Annotated in this window: 12 protein-coding genes; 6 read left to right on the top strand and 6 right to left on the bottom strand. The window is 72.9% G+C overall.

Going from position 1 to position 17,648, the window contains the following annotated elements; all coding sequences use genetic code 11:
• The first annotated feature begins 67 nt into the window (after positions 1-67).
• Positions 68-1,966 carry an acyl-CoA dehydrogenase family protein gene (locus tag A3CQ_RS0116700; RefSeq protein WP_020512087.1) on the top strand — a complete coding sequence of 633 codons (1,899 nt, stop codon included), beginning with the start codon at positions 68-70 and terminating at the stop codon, positions 1,964-1,966.
• Here the strand turns inward: A3CQ_RS0116700 and A3CQ_RS0116695 are convergent.
• From A3CQ_RS0116695 to A3CQ_RS0116685, 3 genes are read right to left on the bottom strand one after another with little or no spacing between them, the layout of a single operon-like run.
• Positions 1,951-2,901, bottom strand: coding sequence for an ABC transporter ATP-binding protein (locus A3CQ_RS0116695; RefSeq protein WP_026205773.1), 951 nt, complete (start codon positions 2,899-2,901; stop codon positions 1,951-1,953). The genes A3CQ_RS0116700 and A3CQ_RS0116695 overlap by 16 nt on opposite strands.
• Positions 2,898-3,698, bottom strand: coding sequence for an ABC transporter permease (locus A3CQ_RS0116690; RefSeq protein ID WP_020512085.1), 801 nt, complete (start codon positions 3,696-3,698; stop codon positions 2,898-2,900). Before A3CQ_RS0116690 ends, A3CQ_RS0116695 begins: the two co-directional genes overlap by 4 nt.
• Entirely contained in the window at positions 3,691-4,542 is an 852-nt protein-coding gene (locus A3CQ_RS0116685) for an ABC transporter permease (protein WP_370657612.1), read from the bottom strand. Before A3CQ_RS0116685 ends, A3CQ_RS0116690 begins: the two co-directional genes overlap by 8 nt.
• Before the next feature lie 2,376 nt (positions 4,543-6,918).
• On the opposite strand from A3CQ_RS0116685, the gene A3CQ_RS57475 reads away from it, so the two are divergent.
• Complete coding sequence (locus tag A3CQ_RS57475) at positions 6,919-9,906, top strand: WG repeat-containing protein (RefSeq protein ID WP_020512083.1); 2,988 nt, start codon at positions 6,919-6,921, stop codon at positions 9,904-9,906.
• Between the two features lie 14 nt (positions 9,907-9,920).
• Positions 9,921-10,919 (top strand): aldo/keto reductase family protein, encoded by a 999-nt coding sequence (locus tag A3CQ_RS0116675; RefSeq protein ID WP_020512082.1) that lies wholly within the window; start codon positions 9,921-9,923, stop codon positions 10,917-10,919.
• A 23-nt stretch (positions 10,920-10,942) separates the two neighbouring features.
• On the opposite strand, the gene A3CQ_RS0116670 is transcribed toward A3CQ_RS0116675, so the two are convergent.
• Positions 10,943-11,770 carry a site-2 protease family protein gene (locus A3CQ_RS0116670; protein WP_020512081.1) on the bottom strand — a complete coding sequence of 276 codons (828 nt, stop codon included), beginning with the start codon at positions 11,768-11,770 and terminating at the stop codon, positions 10,943-10,945.
• A 1-nt stretch (position 11,771) separates the two neighbouring features.
• Positions 11,772-11,969 (bottom strand): hypothetical protein, encoded by a 198-nt coding sequence (locus tag A3CQ_RS0116665; protein ID WP_020512080.1) that lies wholly within the window; start codon positions 11,967-11,969, stop codon positions 11,772-11,774.
• Positions 11,970-12,051: 82 nt separating this feature from the next.
• Here A3CQ_RS0116665 and A3CQ_RS0116660 point away from each other — a divergent pair, with 82 nt between their 5' ends.
• Both A3CQ_RS0116660 and cobS read left to right on the top strand, forming a co-directional pair.
• Positions 12,052-14,070: a bifunctional adenosylcobinamide kinase/adenosylcobinamide-phosphate guanylyltransferase gene (locus A3CQ_RS0116660; protein WP_020512079.1), complete on the top strand. Its 2,019-nt coding sequence runs from the start codon at positions 12,052-12,054 to the stop codon at positions 14,068-14,070.
• On the top strand, positions 14,067-14,810 hold the full coding sequence (gene cobS, locus A3CQ_RS0116655) for an adenosylcobinamide-GDP ribazoletransferase (protein WP_020512078.1): 744 nt from the start codon (positions 14,067-14,069) through the stop codon (positions 14,808-14,810). The genes A3CQ_RS0116660 and cobS overlap by 4 nt, the downstream gene beginning before the upstream one ends.
• A gap of 17 nt (positions 14,811-14,827) precedes the next feature.
• Here the strand turns inward: cobS and gcvT are convergent, their stop codons facing one another.
• The gene (gcvT, locus tag A3CQ_RS0116650; RefSeq protein WP_020512077.1) at positions 14,828-15,931 is read right to left on the bottom strand and encodes a glycine cleavage system aminomethyltransferase GcvT; all 1,104 of its coding nucleotides are present in this window, start codon (positions 15,929-15,931) and stop codon (positions 14,828-14,830) included.
• 138 nt (positions 15,932-16,069) lie between these two features.
• On the opposite strand from gcvT, the gene A3CQ_RS0116645 reads away from it, so the two are divergent.
• Positions 16,070-17,605 (top strand): leucyl aminopeptidase, encoded by a 1,536-nt coding sequence (locus tag A3CQ_RS0116645; RefSeq protein WP_020512076.1) that lies wholly within the window; start codon positions 16,070-16,072, stop codon positions 17,603-17,605.
• Positions 17,606-17,648: the final 43 nt, after the last annotated feature.

The raw sequence follows: 17,648 nt of genomic DNA, 5'->3' as shown, positions 1-17,648 counted from the left end.
AAAAGGTTGCTCACGGCTACCCCTGGGTAACACGCCTCGGTAACCTGGCGGTCTGAGGAGGTCGGCGATGACCACGACGCAGCGCAACGTCTCCGAACAGCAGGCACGCCAGGTCGCCGAGGCCGCTCGCGAGTCCGAGTGGCGCAAACCCAGTTTCGGCAAGGAGCTCTTCCTCGGCCGGTTCCGGCTCGACCTGATCGACCCCTGGCCCACCGAGCAGCCCCGCCCCGACGCCGACGAGTTCCTCGCCAAGCTCCAGCAGTTCGCCGGCACCGAGATCGACGGCGCCCGCATCGAGCGGGACGCGCGGATTCCCGACGAGGTCTTCCAGGGCCTGGCCCGGCTGGGCGCGTTCGGCATGAAGATCGACAAGGAGTACGGCGGGCTCGGGCTCACCAACCTGCACTACTGCCGGGCGCTCACCCTGGTCGGTTCGGCCAACGCCGCGATCGGCGCGCTGCTCTCCGCCCACCAGTCGATCGGCGTACCGCAGCCGCTCAAGATCTTTGGCAGCCCCGCCCAGAAGAAGGCGTTCCTCCCCCGGCTCGCGGCCGGGGAGGTCTCGGCGTTCCTGCTCACCGAGCCCGACGTCGGCTCCGACCCGGCGCGCCTGGGCACCACCGCCGAGCCGGTCGAGGGCGGGTACCGCCTGAACGGCGTGAAGCTGTGGGCCACCAACGGCACGGTCGCGACGCTGCTGGTCGTGATGGCCCGGGTGCCCGGCAAGGGCATCACCGCGTTCGTGGTCGAGGGCGACGCCGAGGGCATCACCGTCGAGCGGCGCAACGAGTTCCTCGGCCTGCGCGGCCTGGAGAACAGCGTGACCCGGTTCCACGACGTGTTCGTGCCGGAGGAGAACGTCATCGGCGGCCTCGGCAAGGGGCTCAAGATCGCCCTGACCACGCTCAACACCGGCCGCCTGTCGCTGCCCGCCATGTGCGTGAGCGCCGGCAAGCGGTCGCTCGCGATCGCCCGCGAATGGTCGGCGGAGCGCGTGCAGTGGGGCCGCCCGGTCGGGCAGCACGAGGCGGTGGCCAAGAAGATCGCGTTCATCGCCGCGACCACGTACGCGATGGAGTCGATGCTCGACCTCTGCTGCATGATCGCCGACGACGACCGCAACGACATTCGCATCGAGGCCGCGCTGGTCAAACTGTTCGCCAGCGAGATGGCCTGGCAGGTCGCCGACGAGGTCGTGCAGATCCGGGGTGGCCGCGGCTACGAGAAGTCCGACTCGCTGTCGGCCCGGGGCGAGCGACCGACCGAGGTCGAGCAGCTGCTGCGCGACCTGCGGATCAACCGGATCTTCGAGGGCTCGACCGAGATCATGCACCTGCTGATCGCGCGCGAGGCGGTCGACGCGCATCTCTCGGTGGCCGGCGACATCATCGACCCCTCGGTCTCGCTGGCGCGCAAGGGCCGGGCCGCCGCGCGGGCCGGTGGCTTCTACGCGAAGTGGCTGCCCACGCTCGCGGTCGGCAAGGGCCAGGCCCCCAGCGCGTACGGGGAGTTCGGCCCGCTCGCCGGTCACCTGCGCTACGTCGAGCGCGCGTCCCGCAAGCTCGCCCGCTCGACGTTCTACGCGATGTCCCGCTGGCAGGGAAAGCTGGAGCGCAAGCAGGGCTTCCTCGGCCGGATCGTGGACATCGGCGCCGAGCTGTTCGCGATGTCGGCCGTCTGCGTGCGCGCCCACGCCGAGCGCGAGCACCGGCCGGAGGGGCGCGAGCTGGCCGACCTGTTCTGCCGGCAGGCGCGCCTGCGGGCCGACGCGCTGTTCGACGCCCTCTGGGAGAACACCGACGCGCTCGACGTGACCGCGGCGAAACGGGTGCTCGAGGGGCGGTACACGTTCCTCGAGGACGGCGTCGTCCACCCGGCGAGCGACCTCGCCTGGGTCGCGGCCTGGCAGCCCGGCGCGGCCACGGTCGAGGACGTCCGGCGGCGCATACCTCAGGCGGAGGCGTAAAGGCGCGCCACCACGTCCTCGATGTCCGGCTCCACCACCGACAGGTCGCGTACCGAGGCGGCCGACACCAGGCCGGCCACCGCCGCGCCGGCCGACGCCGTGTCCAGGGCGAACGTGACCCGGTGCCCGTCCGCCTCGACCCCGGTCAGCGTCGCGCCGGGCAGCGTGAAGCCGTCCGGCAGCGGCCGGTCGAGGTCGACGACGAGGCTGCGCCGCGAGCCGTAGCGCTCGTGCAGCGCCTCGATCGTGCCGTCGTGCACCACCCGGCCGTGGTCGATCACCACGAGCCGGTGGCAGAGCCGCTCGATGTCGGCCAGGTCGTGGGTGGTCAGCACCATCGTCACGTCCCCGGTCGCGCCCAGCTCGGCCAGGAACGAGCGGACCGCCTGCTTGCTCACCACGTCCAGCCCGATCGTCGGCTCGTCGAGGAACAGCACACCCGGCCCGTGCAGCAGCGCCGCGGTCAGCTCGCCGCGCATCCGCTGGCCCAGCGAGAGCTGCCGCACCGGCGTGTCCAGGAACGCGTCCAGGTCGAGCAGCGAGCGGCAGCGCCGCAGCCGTGCCTCGTGCTCGGCGGCCGGCACCCGGTAGACGTGCCGGAGCAGCCGGAACGACTCGCGCAGCGGCAGGTCCCACCACAGCTGGGAGCGCTGGCCGAAGACCACGCCGATGCGCAGCGCCAGCCGGGTCCGCTGCGGCACCGGGGTCAGCCCGAGGACCGACACCTCGCCCGAGGTCGGCGCGAGCACTCCGGTCAGCATCTTCAGCGTCGTCGACTTCCCGGCGCCGTTGGGCCCGATGTAGCCGACCATCTCCCCCCGCTCGATGGTCAGGCTGACGCCGTCCACGGCCGCGACCGTACGTTTCTCCCGCCGCAACCGGCCGGCTTTGACGCGTACCGTGAAATCTTTTTGAAGGTCTTGCATGCGAATCATGAGCCCGTACTCCGGTAGTGACGGATGCCGGTGCCCCACACCAGCGCGGCGATCGCCACGGCCGGGGCGGCGACCAGCGGTGCGGCATAGCCGGCCCAGGCCGGCAGACCGAGGGGATCGGTGCGGCCCAGCAGCGCCAGCGCCGGCTGGTAGGCGACCAGACCAAATCCGAGGGCGTACGCGAAGAGGTCGCGGAACCAATCGCCATAAACCGTTATCGGGTACGACGTGAAGTCGCGCCCGCCGTACGTGAAGCTCGCGCCGATCTCGCCCGACTCCACCCACCAGAACGCGAGGCTCGCGGTCAGCACGAAGATGGCCCCGAAGAACACTCCGGCCGCTATCGGGGCGACCACGGCCAGCAGAGCGCGGGCCGCGGTCCATTGAATGTGGTTGGCGACGAGCGCCGCGGCGTACACGAAAATGCCGAAGGCCAATCGCAGCAGCTTGCGCAGCGGCAGGTCCATGAAGATCAGCTGGGGAAGCACCCGGAGGGGGCGGATCAGCACGGTGTCGAGGGTGCCGGTACGCACGTAGCGCTTGAGGTCGTCGATGTTGCCGACGATCATGTCGGCGAGCGTGAAGCCGGCCGCGGTGAGCCCGGTCATCAGCAGCGACTCGGCCAGCGAGAAGCCGCCGACCACGGCGGTCGCCCGGTAGAGCACGAAGACGGTGACGACGTCGAGCACCGTGCTGCCGAGGTTGCTGAGCAGCTCGATCGCGAACGACGTCCGGTAGGCGGCCATCGAGCGCAGCTTGCCCCCGAGCAAAGCGACATACGCCCCGATCTCACCCACCCTGCACCACCAGCTTGCGTTCCGCCCGGTGCTGCACCAGCCGGCACAGGGCGAGCAGCGCCACCGCCCAGCATGCCTGCAGCAGCACCAGGCCGGCCTGCTGAACCGGCGGGTCCCGCTCGACCAGCACGTCGAGCGGCGTCTGCAGCAGGCCCGGGAACGGGGTGGCGACCCAGAGCGTCACGGCCAGCCACTCCGGGAGCATCCGCAGCGGGAAGTAGAGCCCGGCCAGCAGGCCCGAGCTGAGCGTCCAGAGCACGAGCGGCCCGCGGGCGTCGTGCAGCCAGTAGGCGGTCGCGTTGATCAGGAAGCGGCACCCGAAGCTGCCGATCGTGGCGAGCACCGCGGAGACGGCGAAGAGCGGGACCGTCTGCCAGCGGGTCGGGACGGCCAGCGTGAAGAAGATCGCACCGACGATCAGCGGCCCGATCATCCGGGTGAGCACGGCGTGCAGAAAACGACCCAGGTCGGCGGCCAGGTAGGCGGTCACCGGCGCGACGGGACGTAACAGATCGGACGCGACGTCGCCGGAACGGATCCGGTCGGAAAGATCCGGTGGGCCCCAGATGCCCACCACGGTGAGTAGTCCCTGCCCCACCCAGACGAACGTGGCGAGCTGCGCGGTGTCGTACCCGCCCGGGCGGCCGCCGACCGCGCCCGCCGCCACGGCAAGGAGCACGTAGCAGCGAAGGAAGCCGAAGACTATGTTGGTGAACGATCCGGCTATGGTGGCTTGCCGATAGGTCGCGTAACGCCGGAAACCCGACCCCACCAGTGCACCGAAAGTAGTGACGGAGGCGCGCAACGGACGACCGGGAGAGATCGTCAGCACGCTGGCGTCAATCCCACCCACGCCGTTAATCTCCTTCCAAACCCCGCAGTGGAGCCGGGAGACTCTACCCGGGTCTCCGGACGGCCACCGCACATTTTCTGACGAAGAAGTGGACTTGACCGTGACGGAGCGTCGCCAATCGCCGGGCCGGCCCCTTGGTGCCCGATGAACGGCTGGAGCTCCCAGATCGGCGACGACCGCTGGGGGGACGAGCCCGCCTGGGTCTACGAGATCACCTGGGAGTGGGAGCCGCAGACGCCTGGGCAGCGCTATCCGGGCGACCAGGGGCGGCGGAAGGCCGTGCATACACCTGTCTATGAGGCATCCTCGGGCCCACCGCCGTCCGACGACCGCGGCCGGCCCTCCGGTGACGACCGGGGTCGGTCCTCGGGTGACGACCGCGGCCGGTCCTCCGGTGACGACCGGGGTCGGGGCGATGAGCGCGGCCGTGACCAGCGCGGCCGTGGCCCGGGCGACGAGCGGGGCCGTGTGCCGGGCGATGATCGTGGCGGGCGGGGTCGTGCACAGGTCGGGCAGGTCTCGACGCCGCCGGCTCCGGATCAGGCCGCGCGGTACGCCGCTTCCCGGGATGATCGCGCCTACGAGCCGCGGTCGGCATATGGGCAGCGCAGCGCGCCCGTGCCCCCGCAGCAGCGCGACGAGCCGTCTTGGAACCGCCCTGCCGGCATAACCGAGCGTGTCAACGACGAACGCCGCCGGCCGGGCGCGCCTGACCAGCGCCGGGGTTCGGCGCCGGTCTATGGGCGCCAGCCTGGGCCCGAGGGCGGTTACTCCGAGCGTGATCCGCAGCACCGCCCGCCGTTCCGTACGCCGCAGGTCCCGGTCACGCCCGGCGGCCCGCAGGTTCCGGTCACTCCGGGCGGGACGCAGCCTCCGGCCCACGGCGGCCGCGCCTCGATCTCGCCGGTCTCGGGCCCCGCCCCGCACCCGCAGTCAGCACCGCCCGGCGCGCCGCAACACGGGCAGGGGCCGGCGCACGGGCAGGGGTCGGCGCACGGGCAGGGGCCGGCGCACGGGCAGGGGCCGGGGCACGGGCAGGGGCCGGCGCACGGGCAAGGGGCGGCGCAGCGGCCTTACTCCGCGCCTCCGGGATCGCCGCAGCGCGGGCAGGCCATACCGCCCGGGTCGCCCCAGCGCGGACAGGTGACGCCGCCGGGATCACCGGGATCGCCGCAGCGTACGCAAGGCATGCAGCCCGGTTCTCCGCAGGGCCCGCGGCCTCCGCAGGGCCCGCGTCCGCCGGCTGGGCATGCCCCGGGTCACGGCGTCGCCCCGATCTCGCCGGCGAACTCCGGTGTTTACGGCGCCGCTCGCCCCCAGTACCCCGACGCTCCCGACCAGCCCTACCGTGAGGGACGCCCGGCCGCCGGCCCGCGACCGGTGTCGCCGGCCTCGGGACCGCACGTCTACGGCAGCGCTCGTCCCGCGCCCGCCGACGCCTTCCCGACCTACCCCGAAGCGCAACAGAGCCGCCGCCAGTTCGACGCGCCGTTCGACCTGCGCCCGGCGCCCGAGCTCGGATCCCCCGCACCGTCGCGCCCCGCGCCTCAGCCCACCCGGGTCACGCCGTCGCAGCCGTCCACTCCCCCGGCGCCGGTCTACCCGTCGGTCCCCGGCCAGGCGCGCCCCGTCTCGGCCCAGCCCGGCCCCGCCGACCACCCGTGGTCCACATCCGCCCCGGTCCAGCCCGGCCCCGAGCACCCGCGCCCGGTCTCGGCGCCCGCCCACTCCGGCCCCTCCGGCCCGGTCTCGTCGAGCCCGTCCGACTACGCACGCCCGGTCTCGTCGGGCCCGTCCGACCACGCACGCCCGGTCTCGGCTCCCGCCCAACCCGGCCCGGAACACCCGCGCCCGTTCTCCGCGCCCGCCCACGCCGGGCCGCCCGAGCCGCCGCGCCCGACCTCCGCGCCCGTGCACCCCGGACCGACCGAGCCGTCGCGCCCGGTATCCGGACCTGTCTACGCCGGACCACCCGAACCGTCCCGCCCGGTATCCGGGCCCGTCTACGCCGGACCACCCGAACCGTCCCGCCCAGTATCCGGGCCCGTCTACGCCGGACCACCCGAACCATCCCGCCCAGTATCCGGACCCGTCTACGCCGGACCACCCGAGCCGGGCCGGCCGGTCTCCGCGCCCGGATACGCCGACTTCCCCGAGCAGCCGGGGCCGGTGTCCGCTTCGGCCTACGCTGACTCGGTCGAGCCTTCGTGGCCGGGTTTCACCCCGGCTCAGTCCGCTTATCCCGGGGCGGACCACCCCTATACACCTCGGGCGCGGCACTCCACGCCGGACGAGTTCGGGGGCGAGGCGGAGCCGTTCGACGCGTCCGTTGCGCCGGTCACCTCGCCGCCCGCGTCTGATGGCGTTGTGCTGCCGGACGGGCCGGTGGCGGGTTCGGGTCTGGAGCCGGTCACGGCGCCGCCGATCGAGCCCGAGCCGAACTGGGCCGAGTCGGCCTGGGCTCGGACCGCTGCTCCCGAGCCGTCCGCCGATCCACAGCCATCCGCCGATCCGCAGCCGAACGGCGAGCCCCACCCGAACGGCGAGGCGCACCCGAACGGCGAGTTCCCGTCGAACGTCGAGGCGCAGCCGGGCGCCGAGCCAGAGCCGGTTGCCGAGCCGCAGCCGGGTGGCGAGTCGGAGGGTTCGCACGGGCTGGGCTGGCTGCTGTCGCAGAGCGGACTCGGAGCGACCTCGCCGGTGCCGATCGAGGCCGCTCCGGAAGAATCCGAGCCCGAGCCCGAGCCGGAACCCCAGCCGGTCGTGGTCGAGGACCCGGCGCCGGTGAGTGGCGTCCCGGAGAAGCAGAACTGGTTCGTCCCGGTCACCGGCGCGCAGCCGATCATCACCCCGGCCGAGACCCCCGCCGAAGACCCGGCCGAGTCCGACCCGGCGCCGACGAGTTCCGGACCGGTCAGCTCTGCGCCGACCGGCACCTCCGCGCCAGCCAGCACCGGGCCAGTCAGCTCCGCGCCAGCCAGCGCCCAGCCGGCCAGCTCCGCGCCGGTCAGCGCCGCCCCCGTCAGCGCCCACCCGGTCAGCGCCCACCCGGTCAGCGCTCACCCGGTCAGCTCCGGGCCCGTCAGCTCCGGACCCGTCAGCTCCGCGCCCGTCAGCTCCGCGCCCGTCAGCTCCGCGCCCGTCAGCTCCGCGCCGACGAGTGATGGGCCAATGAGTGATGAGCCGGTTAGTGCCGCGCCGGTCAGTGCCGCGCCGGTCAGTGCTAGCCCGGTGGCTGCTGCCTATGACGACGTGCGGTTCGATCGGGAGGCGTTTGGGGCATCGCTGGGAGGCGTGGCGCCGGTCAGCGCGGCTCCGGTCAGTTCGGCTCCCGCGGAACCGTTTGGCGTGCGGCCGACCAGCGCGTCTCCGTTCAGCACTACGCCGGTCAGCGCCTCGCCGGCCGACGCCGAGGCCGGTGACGGCGGTTCGCTCGGCGACGGTTCGGTCGGCGACGGGCCGGTTGGCAACGGGCCGGTCAGTGCCGTTCCGGTCAGCTCGGCTCCCGGTAGTGCTACGCCGTTCAGCGCGACTCCGGCCGGTGACGCCCCCTCCGAGCCCGTGAGTGGGGCGCCCGTCGAGACCGACCCGGTGGGGACTGACCTCGTTGAGGCTGAGGCGGTTGAGGCTGAGCTGGTCGACGTCGGGCCGGTCGATGCCATGTGGGTTGAGGCCGAGTTGCCGCCGCCAGTCGTTGAGGATCGCCTTGAGCCGGGCGAGGAGGAGGGCGACGCGCCCGCTGAAGCCGAGCTTGTGGACGCGCCCGCTGCCGAGGCCGTGGACAGCGCCGACGGCATGGACATCGACGGTGACGACACCGATGTGGACGACACCGATGTGGACGACATCGGGGGCGAGGCGGTTGCGGATGAGACGGACGCCACCGGGCTCGGTGGGGACGGGGATGAGGGCCCGGGGACCGGCGAATCCAACGTGAAGCCGGTGGCGCGCGAACTTGCGGGGGCGTCTGGACCCGTACGAAATGATGCGCCTGGGGTGGGGGACGCCAAGCCGAAGGTGATCCGCCAGCGTGGGGATGGGGCCGGCGCAGCCAGCAGTCGGAGGGCGGATCCGGAGCAGGTGCTGGCGGCCTACCCGTGGGCCTTCGACACCGAGACGTTGCGGGAGCAGATCGACGACCCGGACCCGATGTGGGTTGTCGTGGATCGGCTGACCGACAAGTTGGAGTACGCCGAGCGGGACAGCGTGCGGGCCCGGCTGTTGAGTCTTCGGGCGGTCGCGGAGCGGCTCGCGGGTGATCTGGACGCGGCCCTGGAGGACGCGCGGGCGGCGCTCACGCATGCGGCAACCGTGGGTGAGCTGCGGCAGACGGCGATCGTGCGGGCGCGGCTGGCGCACGTGTTGCAGTGGCGCGGGGATTTTGCGGAGGCCGACCGGTTGTACGCCGAAGCCGCCTCGCCCGAATTGCCGTCGCGGCTGCGGGCCGAGATTCATGAGCTCGCGGGGCGGTCGGCGTTCGATCAGGGGCGCTACCTGGAGGCCATGAACCACTTCGAGACCTCCCTCGACCTGCGGAAGGGCGCCGACCCGGAGCTGGTGGAGCGGATCGAGGCGGCGCTCGACACGATCACCAAGCGGACGGCGGGCGGCTCGTGGGGGCCCTACCCGCGCACCAGCGACGAGATCCTGGGCCGCGCGGAACCACCCCGCCCGATTCGAGATGATAAATCGGGACTTTGGGGGTACGTGGGGGCGGTGCCACCACGGTACGCGCAGGCGCAGCCGTTCGCGGACGGGCTGGCCTGGGTGCGGCGGCCCGAGTCGCAGACGTGGGAGCTGATCGACCTGAGCGGCGCTACGGTGATCGACGCGTCGTCGGGGTATCTCGCGGCCGAGCGGTTCGCCGAGGGGCTGGCGTGGGTGTCGCGGGACGAGGCCGGCGGCTGGTACGCGATCGACCGGCAGAACCGGCTGATCATCCCGGGCGGGTTCGACGACGCGAAGGCGTTCCACCACGGGCTCGCGCTGGTCCAGCGGGGCGGCTGGGGCGTGATCGACCGGCACGGGCGGGTCGTGGTGCAGCCGCGCTACCGGGCGTTCGTGACGCCGCTGGTGTCGGGCGGCCCGATCGAGGGCTTCACCGACGAGGGGCTGGCCGTGGTCGACGCCGGCGACCGGTTCGGGGTGGTGGACCGTGGCGGTCAGGTGATCGTGCCGGCCGAGCACGCGGCGGTGGTGATCCACCCGGTGGCGTTCCTGGTCGGCGACCAGTTCGGGCTGTGGGGCGCGCTCGACCGCAAGGGCAAGCCGCTGGTCGAGCTCAAGTACAAGGAGCAGGCCGAGGTGGTCGAGCAGATCGAGCGGCGGCTGACGGATGGGCGTCCGGTTCTGTAAGTAGAGTCAGACGTATGGAGTTCCGTCATCTCGGCCGTTCCGGCCTGCTCATCAGCGAGATCGCCTACGGCAACTGGATCACCCACGGTTCCCAGGTCGAGGAGGAGGCGGCGGTCGCATGCGTCCGCGCCGCCCTCGACGAGGGCATCACCACCTTCGACACCGCCGACGTGTACGCCGGCGGGCGTGCCGAGGAGGTGCTGGGCCGCGCGCTGAAGGGCGAGCGCCGCCAGGGTCTGGAGATCTTCACCAAGGTCTACTGGCCGCTCGGGCCGGGTCCGAACGACCGCAGCCTGTCCCGCAAGCACATCATGGAGTCGATCGACGGCTCGCTGCGCCGGCTGCAGACCGACTACGTGGATCTTTACCAGGCGCACCGCTACGACTACTCGACGCCGCTCGAGGAGACCATGCAGGCGTTCGCCGACGTGGTCCGCTCGGGCAAGGCGCTCTACATCGGCGTCTCCGAGTGGAGTGCCACGCAGCTGCGCGCCGGCTGGGAGATGGCGCAGGACCTGAAGATCCCGTTCGTCTCCAACCAGCCGCAGTACTCGGCGCTCTGGCGGGTCATCGAGGCCGAGGTGGTGCCCACCTCGATCGAGCTGGGCATCGGCCAGGTGGTCTTCTCGCCCATCGCGCAGGGCGTTCTCACCGGGAAGTACGCGGTCGGCCAGCAGCCGCCGGAGGGGTCGCGGGCGACCGACGAGAAGAGCGGGGCGCGCTTCATCTCCCGCCTGCTCGGCGACGAGGTGCTGACCGCGGTCGCCGGCCTCAAGCCGATCGCGGAACAGGCCGGGCTGTCGATGGCCCAGCTCGCGGTGGCCTGGGTGCTGCAGAACCCGAACGTCTCCGCCGCGATCGTCGGAGCGTCCCGGCCCGAGCAGGTCAAAGACAACGTCAAGGCCTCGGGTGTACGCCTCGACGCCGACGTCATGAAGGCGATCGACGCCGCGCTGGACCCGGTCGCCGAGCGCGACCCGGCCCTGACCGTCTCCCCCGCGAAACGGCCGTAGTTCTCTCCGCTTCTGGGAGGGGGTTAATTCCCCTTCCAGAAGCGCATGAGCTCGAGGCCGACACTGATCGCGTTCTGGTCGAGGCCGATCTTCTCGGAGAGCCAGAAGACCACGTCGTAGAAGTACACGCTCAGCCTGGTCTGCCACAGGAGCAGGAAGAGCAGGATGAAGCCGTACGGCGCGAACAGGGCCCACGCGCGCTGGTAGGCCGGGCTCATCCACGGCGCGATGATGCTGCCGCCGTCGAGGCCGGGGATCGGCAGGAAGTTGAGCACGCTCGCCGTGACCTGCAGGAAGGCCAGCGCGGCGAGAGCGCACCAGAACTCCGGGTGGGTGCCGCCGAGGGTCAGCTGACCCGACGGGAGCACGACCAGGTCGGTGGAGCCGTAACCGGCCAGGAACGGGGCGGCGAGCACCAGCGCGAGGATCACATTGGTGAGCGGGCCGGCCGCGCTGATCAGCGAGTCCTTCGCCTTCGACTGGATGTACCGGTGGTCGATCCAGACCGCGCCGCCGGGCAGGCCGATGCCGCCCAGGATCACCACGACGACCGGCAGCACGATGGACAGCAGCGGGCTCGTGTATTTCAGCGGGTTGAGACGCAGGTAGCCGCGTTCCGCCACGGTCTTGTCGCCGGAGAAGAAGCCGGCCAGGGCGTGCGCGTACTCGTGCAGGCAGAGCGAGACCAGCCAGCCGGCCACGATGAACAGGAAGACGTCGACCTTGACGTTGCCGAAGTGCGTCCACGTCATCACGCCGCTGACCGCGAAGATGGCGACGATGCCGACGAAGACCGGGCTCGGGATGAACGCGTTGCGCGGGGTCCGCGTGTACACGGGCTCGTAGGTCACGTCAGTCCGCCGGCAGCAGGCTCATCGCGTAATCGACCCGGTCGTCCTCGACGAGAACGACCTGGGCGACCCCGGCGTCGGCCAGCTCGCGCCACTCCTGGCCGATCCACGACTCGGCGTCCGCCTGGCTGCTGAACGTCTCGGCCGGGCCGGAGACCGGCTGTCCGTCGCCGTTCTCGTACCGCCAACTCCACGGCATTCGCCGTTCCCCCTCACGTCTGGGCTCGTGCGCCTCCACCCTACGGCGTCCGCCTGTGCGGCCCGGCCTTAAGGTACGGGGCATGTCCGATGATCGGTGGAACACCGTCCTGGTGCTCGGCGGTATCCGCTCCGGCAAATCAGCGTTCGCCGAGGCGCTGGTCGCGGACGCACCCTCGGTGCGGTACGTGGCCACGGCCGTGGGCGGCGAGAACGACCCGGAGTGGCTGGCCCGGATCGAGGAGCATCAGCGGCGCCGGCCGCAGTCCTGGTCGACCGACGAGACCGCCGCCGACCCGGCCCGGCTCATCGCCCTGCTCACGGAGGCGAAGCCGGACGACACGCTGCTCGTCGACGACCTCGGCGGCTGGGTGGCGGCGGTGCTCGACCCGGCCCGCCAGCCCAACGACGACGAGGCCGACGTGGCGGCGCTGGCGGCGGCGGTGCGCGGGTGCACGGCCCGGGTCGTGCTGGTCAGCCCGGAGGTGGGGCTGGCACTGGTGCCGACCACGCCGGTGGGCCGGGCGTTCACCGACGCGCTCGGCGCGACCAACCAGGCGCTCGCCGAGGTGTGCGACCGGGTGGCTCTGGTGGTGGCCGGTCAGCACGTGTGGCTGAAGGCCACCGTAACCGACAAACCTGACTTGTCCGAAAAGGCGAGTGTCGTCCCGGTCGTCGCTGACGAGGATCTGCCCGAGCCCGAGCTGGTCGTCCCGCTCGCCGCCGGCCCGCTCGGCACGGTCGCCGAGATCGTCGCCCAGGAGACGGCCTTCACCGAGCCGACCCAGACCCTCCCGGTCGTCGGCGACCGTTTCGCTTTCGAGCCCGGCCTCGATCTCCCGCTCCCCGACGGCGACGCCGGCCCCGACGCCCGCGACCGCCTCGTCAACGTCGACTTCGCCGGCGCCGGCCTCGGCGACCTGGTCGAGGCGGTCGAGTTCGCGGCGGCCACCCAGGGCACCACGATCCCGCGCCCGTGGGAGTCCGTGCGCGTCCTGCTGATGTCGGGCCGCCACGAGGGCGGCGCGGCCGCCGGCGAGGACCCGGACGACGCCGAGCGCCGGGTCGCGCAGGTCGAGCAGGGCGAGGGCGTGCTCAGCCGGCTCGCCGGCCAGGCGGGCGCCGATGTCGCGGTGCTGCGCGTGGCCCGGGCCGGCGCCATGGAGGACGGCCCGGTGATCGACGAGTCGGCCGTGGACGTGGCGCTGCGGCAGGGCTGGCGGCTGGCCGAGGCCGCCGCCGACGCCGGTCGCGACCTGCTCGTGCTCGCCTCGATCGGGGTGGGCACCGACGCGGTGGCCGCCGCGCTGTCCGCCGCGATCACGGGCGCCGAGGCGGTCGAGGTGCTGCCGCGGGTGCTGCGTCCGGGCGGCCGCTTCGACGACGAGGCGTGGATGGTGCGCTGCGCGGCGGTGCGCGACGCGCTGCACCGGATCCGGCAGGAGCCGCGCGGCGCCAAGGACATGCTGCGCGAGCTCGGCGGGGCCGACCTCGCGGTGGCCGTGGGCGCGCTGCTCGGCGCGGCCTCCCGGCGCCTGCCGGTGGTGCTCGACGGGCCGGTCGGCATCGCGGCCTGTCTGGTCGCCCGCGACCTGGGCAGCCAGGCCCGGCACTGGTGCCTGCTGCCGGATGCCGGCAAGCTCGCGCTGGTCACCAAGGGCGCCGACGTGCTCGGCCTCAACCCGGTGCTCGACCTGGGCCTGGGCCTGGGCGAGGGTGCGAACGCGCTGGCCGCGCTGCCGCTGCTGCGGGCCGCGATCGGGCTGGCCGCGGCGGCGCCGGTGCACCCGGCGCTGCTGACCGAGCCGGGCGACGAGGGCCTGGCCGACCTGATCGTCCCGACCGAGGCCGACCTCGCGCCGAGCGTCGAGGCCGATCTGATCGCGCCGAACGACGAGGCCGATCTCGCCGCGCCGACCGTCGAGGCCGATCTGATTGTGCCGAACGACGAGGCCGATCTCGCCGCGCCGAGCGTCGAGGCCGATCTGATCGTGCCGAACGACGAGGACGTCGACTTCGCCGAGCCGGAACCGAACGGCCCGGGCCCGGCCACCACCGAGCCGGAGCCGGACGGCACGCGCCCGGCCACCACCCAGGAGTGAGCGACGCCGCGGCCGGTCTCCGGCTGGCCGTGACCACGCTGACCGTTCTGCCGGCCGGCGGCGGCCGGGTGGACCGGAAGGCCGCGGCATGGGCGATGAGTCTCGCGCCCGTCGTCGGGGCGCTGCTCGGCGGCGTCCTGGCCGGGCTGCTATGGGCGCTGCGGTCGCTGGGCGCTCCCTCGCTGGTCGCCGCCGCGGTGACGGTCGCCGCCGCCGCCCTAGTGACGCGCGGCATGCACCTCGACGGCCTGGCCGACACGACGGACGCGCTCGGTTCGTACCGCCGAGGCGACGAGGCCCTCAAAATCATGAAAAAGTCGGACATCGGGCCGTTCGGCGTGGCGGCGATCGTGCTCGCGTTGCTGATCCAGACCGCGTCGATCGCCGGCCTGGCGGGCGGAGCCGTCGTGGTGGCCTGGGCGACCGGCCGGCTCGCGATCACGGCCGCCTGCCGCCGGGGTGTGCCGGCGGCCCGTCCGGAGGGCCTGGGCGCACTGGTCGCCGAGACCGTCCCCCGCCCGGTCGCCGCGGCGATCGCGATCGTCGTCCTGGTCGCGGCCGTTGCCGCGACCCCGGACCGCCCGTGGCAGGGTCCGGCCGCCGTCGTCGCGTCACTGGCCGTCGTGCTCGCTCTGCTGCGTCATGCCGTACGTCGTTTCGGCGGCATGACGGGTGACGTGCTGGGCGCGTCGACGGAGATCGCCACCACCGTGGCGCTGGTCGTCCTGTCCCTACGCTGACCGGTTTCCTCGGCTGGTCAGCGCACCGAGGGCCGCACGAACGGCGGCTTGACCACCTTCGCCTCGATCCGGCGGCCGCGGATGTCGATCTCGACCAGGTCGCCGTCGTTCACGCCGGCCGCGGTGTCCATGAGGGCCAGCGCGATCCCGACCTTCTTCGTGGGCGAGAAGGTGCCGCTGGTCGTCTCGCCGATCGCCTGCTCACCCGCGTACACATGCATGTGTCCGCGGGGGATCCCGCGGCCCGTCAGCTCAAGTCCGCGCAGAAGGCGACGCGGACCCCGGTTTTTCTCCTCGAGGAGCGCCTCGCGCCCCCAGAACGCCGGCTTGGACCAGCCGACCGCCCAGCCGGAGCGGGCCTGCACGGGGGTGATGTCGAGGGAGAGGTCCTGGCCGTGCAGCGGGTAGCCCATCTCGGTGCGCAGCGTGTCGCGCGCGCCGAGCCCGCACGGCTGCACCCCGGCGCCGACGATCGCGTCCCACACCGCGGCCGCGTCGTCCCAGGGAACGACCAGCTCGTAGCCGTGCTCGCCGGTGTAACCCGTGCGGCAGACGATCAGTTCGGCGTCGCCGAGACGCGCCGTCGCGAACGACATGTAGTCGTGATCGATGGGCAGGCCGAGCTTGCCCAGCACGTCGGCCGAGGTCGGGCCCTGCACCGCGAGGACCGCGAAGTTCCGGTGCTCGTTCTCGACGGTCACGCCCTCGGGCGCGGCCGACACCAGCCGCCGTACGACCTCGGCCGTGTTCGCCGCGTTCGGGATCAGGAAGACGTGGTCGTCGGCGAACAGGTAGGCGATCAGGTCGTCGACCACGCCGCCCGTCTCGTCGCAACAGAGTGTGTACTGCGCCTGACCGGGCCGGATGCGGCCCAGGTCGTTGGTGAGGCAGGAGTTCACGAACGCGGCGGCGCCCGCCCCGCGCACCCGGGCCTTGCCCAGGTGGGAGACGTCGAAGATGCCGGTCGCCTCGCGCACGGCGGCGTGCTCGCGCAGCACCCCGCCGCCGGCGTACTCCAGCGGCATCTCCCAGCCGCCGAAGGCGGCGAACTTGGCGCCCAGCGCGACGTGGCGCTCGTGCAGCGGAGAGCGGAAAAGGTCGTGGACGGCGTCGGCAGACATGAGAGTGAACTTACCCGTGACCTTGCTAGTCGTTATTGTCGCGGGGACACCCTTCCCCCGTCGCCATCGCGGCGGGGCACCCGACCAGCCGGCGCGCCCATGAAGCCGCCGGCCCCGAAACGCCCGCGGAGTGCCCGAGTGAGCCAGCCCAGCCTCAGCCTGGTCGACACCGACCCGGCCGAATTGGCCGTCGATGCGATCGTCATCGGCCTGCACAGCCAGCCCGACGACGGTGGCGCCCTGCTGCCCGCGGCCGGCGCCGAGAGCATCGCCGCCGCCTTCGACGGCAAGCTGACCTCGACGCTGGCGCTGCTCGGCGCCAGCGGCGCGCCGGGCGAGGTGACCAAGCTGGCCACGCTCGGCACGATCGCGGCGCCGCTGGTCGTGGCGGTGGGCCTGGGCGACGAGCCGTCCGGCTCCGCCCCCGAGCCGGAGAAGCTGCGGCGCGGCACCGGCGCCGCCGTCCGCGCGCTGGCCGGCAGCGGCACGGTCGCGCTGGCCCTGCCGGTGCCCGACGACGGGGACGCGCCCGGCGTGCTGCGGGCGATCCTGGAGGGCGCGCTGCTTGGCGGGTACAAGTTCGCCGGCTACAAGACCAAGGCGCAGCCGAACCGCCGGGAGCCGGTGGCCGCGCTGCGGGTGCACGTGCCGGACGCGGGCGACGCGGCGGCCGGCGCCGAGGTGGCCCGGGCCGAGTCGGTGGGCCGCGCGGTGCGGCTGGCCCGCGACTGGGTCAACATGCCGCCGAACCAGCTGCGCCCGCCGCAGTTCGCCGAGGCCGTGGTGGCCGCCGCGCAGGGCAGCGGCCTCGAGGTCGAGGTGCTCGACTTCGAGCAGCTGAAGGCGGCCGGGTACGGCGGCATCGTGGCGGTCGGTCAGGGCTCGGAGGCGCCGCCGCGGCTGGTCCGGCTCAGCTACGTGCCCGAGGGCGTCGACTCGCCGCGGAAGGTGGCGCTGGTCGGCAAGGGCATCACGTTCGACACCGGCGGCATCAGCATCAAGCCGACGGCCGGCATGTGGGAGATGAAGTCGGACATGGCCGGCGCGGCCGCGGTCGGCGCCGCGATGCTGGCGATCGCCGCGCTCAAGCCGTCCGTCGCGGTCAGCGGCTACCTGGCGATGGCCGAGAACATGCCGTCCGGCTCGGCGTACCGGCCGGGCGATGTGATCACGATGTTCAACGGCAAGCGGGTCGAGGTGTTCAACACCGACGCCGAGGGGCGCATGGTGCTCGGCGACGCGATCGCCCGGGCCTGCGCGGACGGCGCCGAGTACGTGCTCGAGGCGTCGACGCTGACCGGCGGCCAGGTGATCGCGCTCGGCAAGCGGATCGCCGGGCTGATGGGCTCGGACGCCGCGGTCGAGCTGATCCGCGCGGCCGGCGACAAGGTCGGCGAGCAGGCCTGGCCGATGCCCCTGCCCGAGGAGGTGCGCAAGGGCATGGAATCGGACATCGCGGACATCTGCCAGACGAACTCGAACCTCGACCGCGCCGGGCACATGCTGCAGGGCGGCGTGTTCCTGCGCGAGTTCGTGGCCGACGGGGTCGAGTGGGCGCACATCGACATCGCCGGGCCGGGCTATCACAGCGGCGAGGCCACGGGTTACTGGACCAAGGGCGGCACCGGCGTCCCGGTCCGCACCCTGCTCCAGGCGATCGACGACCTCGCCTGATCTCTGACTACGACGCCCGGCGATCGCCCGCGGAGCGAAGCGG

The organism is Paractinoplanes globisporus DSM 43857 (genome assembly GCF_000379645.1).
Lineage (GTDB): Bacteria > Actinomycetota > Actinomycetes > Mycobacteriales > Micromonosporaceae > Actinoplanes > Actinoplanes globisporus.
This window is presented reverse-complemented; position numbering and strand designations above follow the sequence as displayed.